Below are 7,682 nucleotides of genomic sequence, written 5' to 3' on the forward strand. Positions count from 1 at the left end.
TCCACGACCTGATCGCCGGCGAGCACCCGAGCGTGCCGGTCATCCTCTTCGGCCATTCGATGGGCGCGTCGGTGGCGTTGAACTTCCTTCTGCGTCATTCGGCGCGCGTCCATGCCGCCGCGATCTGGAACGGCAACTTCTCCCAGGGCCTGCTGAGTCAGTTGGCGCTCGCCATCCTCGGCTGGGAGAGGATGCGGCTGGGTTCCGACGTACCGTCGCGACTGCTGCCGAGGCTGACCTTCCAGGCCTGGGGCAAGGCCGTGCCCAACCACAAGACCCTGTTCGACTGGCTGTCGCGCGACGAGGCGGAGGTGGCGAAATACGTCGCCGATCCGCTGTGCGGCTGGGATGCCTCGGTGTCGATGTGGCGGGACGTCGTCCAGATGGCGATTTACGGCGGCAGCGACGGCAATTTTTCCGGCGTGCGCCGCACCCTCCCCATCAATCTGCTCGGCGGCGAGAAAGACCCCGCCTCGGATTATGGCAAGGCGGTCAACCACCTCGCCGGGCGCATAGGGAGGATGGGCTTTTCGAATCTGGTTTAAAAGGTTTCCCCGGAGACCCGCCACGAAAGCCTGAACGAGGTCAACCGGGACATCGTCATGGCCGATTTCGCTGCATGGGCGGACAGCGTTCTGAAATCCTGATCCCGGCGTGGCCTATTGCATGGGCCGTGACAGGGACGGCCGGGATTGATAGAGGCTGCGTTTTCGACCCAACACGGTGATCCATGGCCGAGCCTCCGCTGAAAGGCATACGCGTTATCGAACTCGCCCGCATCCTCGCCGGGCCCTGGGCGGGGCAATTGCTGGCCGATCTCGGCGCCGACGTCATCAAGGTCGAGAGCCCCGACGGCGGCGACGACACCCGCAAATGGGGCCCTCCCTTCGTCATGAGCCATGACGGCGAGAACCTGTCGGCCGCCTACTATCACTCCTGCAATCGCGGCAAGCGTTCGATCGCCATCGACTTCTCCAAGCCCGAGGGCGCCGATACGCTCCGCCGCCTGGTCGCCACTGCCGACGTTTTGATCGAGAATTTCAAGCTCGGCGGGCTGAGGAAATACGGCCTCGACTACGAGAGCCTGAAGAAGATCAACCCGCGCCTCGTTTATTGCTCGATCACCGGCTTCGGCCAGGACGGGCCGTATGCGCCACGGGCCGGCTATGATTTCATCATCCAGGCCATGGCCGGCATGATGTCGATCACCGGCGAGGCCGGCCGCGAGCCGCAGAAGGCCGGCGTCGCCATCTCCGACCTCTTCACCGGCCTCTATTCGGTGGTCGCCATCCAGGCGGCACTTCGCCATGCCGAGAAGGCCGGCGAGGGCCAGCATATCGACATGGCGCTGTTCGACAGCCAGATCTCGGCGCTCGGCAACCAGAACCTCAACTATCTGGTCTCCGGCAAGTCGCCGGTGCAGATGGGCAACGCGCATATGAACATCGCGCCCTACGAGGTGCTGCCGGTCAGGGACGGCCATATCATCCTGGCCGTCGGCAATGACGGCCAGTTCCAAAAATTCTGCGCGGCGGTCGGTCTCGACGATCTGCCATCGAACCGGGATTTTGCCACCAACCCCGCCCGTGTCGCCAACCGGGCGAGACTGCGAGAGCGCATCATCGAGGCGCTCGAGGCCTTGGATCGCGATCCGCTGCTGGCGAAGCTCGAAGCGGCCAGCGTGCCGGCGAGCCCGATCAACACGATCGGCCAGATGTTCGATGATCCGCAGACCATCGCGCGCGGCATGCGGCTCGACCTCGACGACGGCCACGGCAATCGCCTGCCCTCGGTGCGCGCGCCGATGGTGATGTCCGGCACGCCGCTCGTCTATGAGCGCCCCTCGCCGCGTCTTGGCGAGCACACTGAGGAAATCCTGGCCGAACTGGAGAGATCAGCACGATGAAAACCGGCGGACAACTGATCGTCGAGGCGCTTGAAGCCAACGGCACCGACCGCATCTTCTGCGTGCCGGGCGAATCCTATCTGGCCGTGCTCGACGCGCTGCATGACTCGCCCATCCGCACCATCGTCTGCCGCCAGGAAGGCGGCGCCGCGATGATGGCCGACTGCCAGGGCCGCCTGACCGGCAAGCCCGGCATCTGCTTCGTCACCCGCGGTCCCGGCGCCACCAACGCCTCGGCCGGCATCCACATCGCCATGCAGGATTCGGTCCCGGTGATCCTGTTCATCGGCCAGGTCGCCAGCCACGCCAAGGAGCGCGAGGCCTTCCAGGAGGTCGATTACAAGCGCTTCTTCGGCGACATCGCCAAATGGGTGGTCGAGATCGACGATGCCTCGCGCATCCCCGAATTCGTCACCCGCGCCTTCGCGGTGGCGACCTCTGGCCGTCCCGGCCCGGTCGTCATCTCGCTGCCCGAGGACATGCTGACCAGCGTCGTCGAGGCGCCGGCGGCGCTTCCGCATACCCCGGTCGAGACGCGTCCCGGCGAGGCCGAACTCGACGCGCTGGAAAAGCTTCTGGCCAAGGCCAAACGCCCCTTCGTCATCCTCGGCGGCACCCGCTGGGACGCCGATGCCGTTGCGCATATGCAAGGCATCGCCGAAGCATGGTCGCTGCCGGTCGGCTGCTCCTTCCGCCGCCAGATGCTGTTCGATCACCTGCATCCGAACTATGCCGGCGATGTCGGCATCGGCATCAATCCGAAGCTGGCGACCGCCATCAAGCAGGCCGATCTGGTCCTTTTGATCGGTGGGCGCATGGGTGAGATGCCCTCCTCCGACTACACACTGCTGAAGAGCCCCTATCCCGACCAGACGCTGGTCCATATCCATGCCGACGCCGGCGAGCTTGGCCGTGTCTACCGGCCGGCGCTGGCGATCAACGCCTCGCCTTCCGCCTTCGTGCGCGCCTTCGCCAGGCGAAAGGGGCCGGTATCGCCGGCCTGGGCGGGCGAGACGGTCAAGCTGCATGCCGCCTATCTCGACTGGTCGACGCCGCCGGAAACCGGCCCCGGCTCCGTCCAGATGGGACCGATCATGAACTATCTGGAAAAGGTGCTGCCCGACGACGCCATCCTGACCAACGGCGCCGGCAACTACGCCACCTGGGTGCATCGCTTCCATCGCTCACGCCGTTTTGGCACGCAGGCGGCGCCGACCTCCGGCTCGATGGGCTACGGCACGCCGGCCGCGGTCGCCGCCAAGGCGCTGCACCCGGAACGCGAAGTCATCGCCTTCGCCGGCGACGGCTGCTTCCTGATGAACGGGCAGGAGTTCGCCACCGCCGTCCAGTACGATCTGCCGATCATCGTCATCGTCGTCAACAACTGCATCTACGGCACGATCCGCATGCATCAGGAGCGGGAATATCCGAGCCGCGTCGTCGCCACTGACCTCAAGAACCCGGACTTCGCCGCCCTTGCCCGCGCCTATGGTGGCCACGGCGAGACGGTTGCGAAGACCGCCGATTTCGCGCCGGCCTTCGAGCGCGCGCGCGCCAGCGGCAAGCCGGCGATCGTCGAGATCAGGCTCGATCCCGAGGCGATCACGCCGACCCGCACGCTGACGCAGATACGCGACAAGAGCTAGACGCGAAAGGGCAGCCTGCCGACCTTCTGCCGGCTGCACGCAAAGGGGATGAACCGCCCTTTGCGTCTTACATAGCCTTCTCGATCTGGCCGCGGATCTCGCCGTCCTTGTTGGCGGCGGTGTGGACGTTGACGTAGTACTTGCCGGCCTCAAGGTCTGCCGCCTGCGCATCGGTCAGCGTGGCCGATCCCTTGATCGGGCTCTTGAGCTTCTTGAACGGGATTACGGGTCCCGCGTTCGCGCCCATCGCGGCCGGGCCGTGAATGTGTGCCGCCGTCGCCGGTCCGCTGAGGCCGGAATATTTGACGTTCCAGCTCAGCTTCTTCTTGGCGGTGTCGAAGGTGAATGTGGCGGTTCCCTTGCCCTTGGTGGTGACAGGCGGGCTCTGCTGGCCGCCATCGAGCGTCGCCGTGTATTTCACCGTTTCGGCCAAGGCAGGAAAGGCAAGCAGGATAGACGCGGAAATGGCCAGCGCCGAGAACATCGGCGTGAGGGGTTGAATGCGCATGGAGACCTCCGTTGTGACATCCCGGAATGGATGCACCGCCACAACGGCTTGAGGAGCGGATGTTTCCCGGAAGTAACGCCGATTTGACAGCACGGCTAAAAGGGGCGGTTGCCCGCCCTCCTTTGGAGTCCAAGAAGGCAGTGATCAGACGGCTGCCAGCGCCTGCGTCAGGTCGGCGATCAGGTCGTCCGGATGCTCGACGCCGATGGACAGCCTGACCGTGGTCTCCAGCACGCCGATGCGCTGGCGCACCTCGAAGGGAATACCCGAATGGGTCATGGCCGCCGGATGGCTGGCCAGCGATTCCGTTCCGCCGAGGCTTACCGCCAGCTTGAATATCTGCAGGGCGTTGAGAAAGGCGAACGCCGCCTTCTGCCCGCCGCGAATGTCGAAGGAGAAGGTTGAGCCGGCGCCACTGCACTGCGCCCGGTAGGTGCGACCCGAAGGCGTATCCTCGCCCAGGAACGGCAGATAGTGGACCTTCTCGACCTTGGCATGGTCGCGCAGAAATTCGGCGACCAGGCGCGCATTGTCGTTCGCCCGTTCCATGCGGATCGACAGCGTCTCCAGTGAGCGGCCGAGCATCCAGCAGGAATGCGGGTCGAGCTGCGTGCCGATCGCGCCGCGCAGCGCCTTGATCGGCTTGGTGACCGCCTTGCTGCCCATAGCGGCGCCGGCGATCAGGTCGGAATGGCCGCCGACATATTTGGTCAGCGAATAGACCGAAACGTCGGCGCCGTGTTCGATCGGCCGCTGAAACACCGGGCCGAGCAGCGTGTTGTCGCAGACGATGATCGGCGCCGTCCCTTGCCCGGCGCCGATTTCGTCGGCGATCCTGCGCATCAGCGCGATGTCGACAAGGCTGTTGGTCGGATTTGACGGCGTCTCGATCAGGATGACCGACACGCGGCCCTTGGCCGTGGCAGCATCGGCAGCCGCGCCAACCGCTGCCTCGTCGACGCCGTCCGCGAAGCCGACAGCCTCGATGCCGAAGCCGGCGAGCGTGCGCGTCAGAAGCGTCTCGGTGCCGCCATAGAGCGGCTGCGAATGCAGGATGACGTCACCCGGACGGGCATAGGCGAAAAGGGTCGTCGCGATCGCCGACATGCCGGACGAGAACAGGATGCAGGCGTCCGTGCCCTCATAGACCGCCAGCCGGTCCTCGACGATCTCGCTGTTGGGATGGTTGAAGCGCGAATAGACGAGACCGGAAGCGGTGCCGCTCGGAGGTTCCTTGCGGCCGGAGGTGTAGTCGAAGAAGTCGCGTCCCTCTTCCGCCGATTTGAACACGAAGGTCGAGGTGAGGAACACCGGTGGCTTGACCGCGCCCTCCGAAAGCTGCGGATCGAAGCCGTAACTCAGCATCAGCGTCTCAGGATGGAGCTTGTGGTTGCCGATGTGGGTTTTCGACGGGCGCGGCGCGGTCATGGCTCTTTCCTGCTTTTCGAGGAGTGTTGCCTCGCAATTTATGCCATCCCCATCAAGCAGTCCTTGCTATTTTTGGGCTCCCATGGCTGCGTTCCCGCAATGAATTGCCTGGAGAGCCCGAAAGTGCAGCAGAAGATAGCCGACGGTTTCGACCGCAAGATCCTGCGTGAACTGCAAGCCGACGCCCGCATCACCAACAACGAGCTTGCAGAGCGGATCGGGCTGTCGCCGTCGCCCTGCCTGAGGCGCGTGCGGCGGCTGGAGGAAGCCGGCGTCATCAGGGGCTACACCGCCCTGGTCGATCCGGCCGCCTTCGGCTGGGGCATGGTCGCCATCGCCACCATCCGGCTCAGCCGCCAGAACGAGGACGAGATCGTCATGTTCGAGGAAGCGATCCGCGGCTGGGAAGAGGTGCTGGAATGCCACCTCGTCACCGGTTCGCGCGACTATGTGCTGAAGGTGGTGGCAGGAAGCCTCGAGCAGTACGAGCGCTTCATCAAGGAAAAGATCGCGCGGCTGAAATGCGTCGCCTCGATCGAGACCAGCTTCGTCATGAACACCATAAAAGAACGGCGCCTCTGAGGCGCCGTTCTCGAGATCAGCATGTCAGCGTTCAGCCGGCCTACTTGATCGCCTTGTCGGTGATCGCCGTCGTGTACGCGCCTTCCGGCTGCTTGGTGATGATCTTCTGGTCGAGCAGCGCCTTGGCGGTGCGCTCATAGGCTTCCGGAATCAGCTTGCCATCGGCATTGTCGATCAGCTTGGCGACTTCGCCCATCATCCGCTTCTGGTGGTTCTCGTCCTGGCCGCCATTGTCCATGACGATGCCGGCTGCCTCGTCGGAGTTGTCCACGGCATATTTCCAGCCCTTCATCGAAGCGCGCACGAAACGCACCATCTTGTCCTCGAAGGCCGGATCCTTGAGCTTGTCTCCCAACGCATAGAGCCCGTCTTCGAGCAAATCGTTGCCCATGGCCGAGTAGTTGAACACGGTAAGCTGTTCCGGCTTGTAGCCGGCGTCGATCAGCTGCCAGTACTCGTTATAGGTCATGACCGAGATGCAGTCCGCCTGCTTCTGGATCAGCGGCTGCACGTCGAAGCTCTGCTTCAGCACGGTGACGCCGTCCGGGCCGCCCTCGGTCTTGAGGCCGAGCTTGTTCATCCAGGCGTAGAACGGATACTCGTTGCCGAAGAACCAGACGCCGAGCGTGTGGCCCTTGAAGTCGGCTTCGGTCTTGATCGGGCCGTCCTTCGGGCAGACCAGTTCCATGCCGGCCTTCTTGAACGGCTGGGCGATATTGACCAGCGGCACGCCCTTTTCGCGCGCGGCGAGCGCCCCGCCCATCCAGTCGACGATGACGTCGGCGCCGCCGCCGGCGATCACCTGCTCGGGCGCAATATCGGGACCGCCCGGCTTGATGTCGACGTCGAGGCCCTCGGCCTCATAGAAGCCCTTTGCCTTGGCGACATAGTAGCCGGCGAACTGGGCCTGCGTGACCCACTTCAGCTGCAGCGTCACCTTGTCGGCCGCCATCGCCTGGAAAGCGGCCAGCGACATCGCGCCGGCTAGGACAGGAATAATCAGTCTTTTCATGTTTTTACCCTCTGAAGTTAACACCCTTAAACCCACCGCCCCTATCCACCACGGACAGAGGGATGCCAAAACGTGACGGCTCTTTCGAAAAGAGCGACCACGCCATAAAAGACCGAACCCGCCAGTGCTGCAACTGCGATTTCGGCCCAGACCATGTCGATGTTCATCCGCCCGACCTCGGTCGAAATGCGGAATCCCATGCCGACGACGGGCGTGCCGAAGAACTCCGCGACGATGGCGCCGATGAGCGCCAGCGTCGAGTTGATCTTCAGCGCGTTGAAGATGAAAGGAGCGGCGGCCGGCAACCTGAGTTTGATGAGCGTCGGCCAATAGCCCGAGGCATAGGTGCGCATCAGGTCGCGCTCCATATGGCCCGAAGCGGCAAGACCGGCGACCGTGTTCACCAGCATCGGGAAGAAGGTCATGATGATGACGACCGCCGCCTTTGACTGCCAGTCGAAGCCGAACCACATCACCATGATCGGCGCCACGCCGATGATCGGCAGCGCCGAGACCATGTTGCCGATCGGCAAGAGCCCGCGCCTGAGGAACGGCACGCGGTCGGCCGCGATCGCCGCGCGGAAGCCGGCGCCGGTGCCG

At 64.2% G+C, this 7,682-nt stretch carries 7 protein-coding genes and 1 pseudogene; 4 read left to right on the top strand and 4 right to left on the bottom strand.

The features are described 5' to 3' along the window. From EN781_RS19670 to EN781_RS19680, 3 genes and pseudogenes are all read left to right on the top strand, one after another. Positions 1-647, top strand: a pseudogene (locus EN781_RS19670) (alpha/beta hydrolase); the annotation flags it as partial. Positions 648-730: 83 nt separating this feature from the next. Beyond that, the gene (locus tag EN781_RS19675) at positions 731-1,906 is read left to right on the top strand and encodes a CaiB/BaiF CoA-transferase family protein (RefSeq protein ID WP_126053861.1); all 1,176 of its coding nucleotides are present in this window, start codon (positions 731-733) and stop codon (positions 1,904-1,906) included. Further along, complete coding sequence (locus tag EN781_RS19680; protein ID WP_126053860.1) at positions 1,903-3,552, top strand: thiamine pyrophosphate-binding protein; 1,650 nt, start codon at positions 1,903-1,905, stop codon at positions 3,550-3,552. Before EN781_RS19675 ends, EN781_RS19680 begins: the two co-directional genes overlap by 4 nt. Positions 3,553-3,619: 67 nt before the next feature. On the opposite strand, the gene EN781_RS19685 is transcribed toward EN781_RS19680, so the two are convergent. Both EN781_RS19685 and EN781_RS19690 read right to left on the bottom strand, forming a co-directional pair. Further along, positions 3,620-4,060, bottom strand: coding sequence for a CHRD domain-containing protein (locus EN781_RS19685; RefSeq protein WP_126053859.1), 441 nt, complete (start codon positions 4,058-4,060; stop codon positions 3,620-3,622). A gap of 144 nt (positions 4,061-4,204) precedes the next feature. Then, positions 4,205-5,488 (bottom strand): cystathionine gamma-synthase family protein, encoded by a 1,284-nt coding sequence (locus EN781_RS19690; RefSeq protein WP_126053858.1) that lies wholly within the window; start codon positions 5,486-5,488, stop codon positions 4,205-4,207. A gap of 123 nt (positions 5,489-5,611) precedes the next feature. On the opposite strand from EN781_RS19690, the gene EN781_RS19695 reads away from it, so the two are divergent. After that, positions 5,612-6,070, top strand: coding sequence for an Lrp/AsnC family transcriptional regulator (locus EN781_RS19695; RefSeq protein WP_126053857.1), 459 nt, complete (start codon positions 5,612-5,614; stop codon positions 6,068-6,070). A gap of 40 nt (positions 6,071-6,110) precedes the next feature. Here EN781_RS19695 and EN781_RS19700 read toward each other — a convergent pair whose 3' ends face one another. Together EN781_RS19700 and EN781_RS19705 are read right to left on the bottom strand one after the other, a co-directional pair. Next, the gene (locus EN781_RS19700; RefSeq protein WP_126053856.1) at positions 6,111-7,082 is read right to left on the bottom strand and encodes an ABC transporter substrate-binding protein; all 972 of its coding nucleotides are present in this window, start codon (positions 7,080-7,082) and stop codon (positions 6,111-6,113) included. A gap of 41 nt (positions 7,083-7,123) precedes the next feature. Then, the coding region (locus EN781_RS19705; RefSeq protein WP_145965558.1) for an ABC transporter permease at positions 7,124-7,682 on the bottom strand (559 nt) is incomplete at its 5' end.

This window comes from Mesorhizobium sp. M4A.F.Ca.ET.090.04.2.1, assembly GCF_003999085.1.
Lineage (GTDB): Bacteria > Pseudomonadota > Alphaproteobacteria > Rhizobiales > Rhizobiaceae > Mesorhizobium.

Coding starts and splice junctions, on each gene's coding strand:
- EN781_RS19680 (WP_126053860.1), top strand. CDS start 1,903: ATGAAAACCGGCGGACAACTGATCGTCGAGGCGCTTGAAGCCAACGGC.
- EN781_RS19685 (WP_126053859.1), bottom strand. CDS start 4,060: ATGCGCATTCAACCCCTCACGCCGATGTTCTCGGCGCTGGCCATTTCC.
- EN781_RS19690 (WP_126053858.1), bottom strand. CDS start 5,488: ATGACCGCGCCGCGCCCGTCGAAAACCCACATCGGCAACCACAAGCTC.
- EN781_RS19700 (WP_126053856.1), bottom strand. CDS start 7,082: ATGAAAAGACTGATTATTCCTGTCCTAGCCGGCGCGATGTCGCTGGCC.
- EN781_RS19675 (WP_126053861.1), top strand. CDS start 731: ATGGCCGAGCCTCCGCTGAAAGGCATACGCGTTATCGAACTCGCCCGC.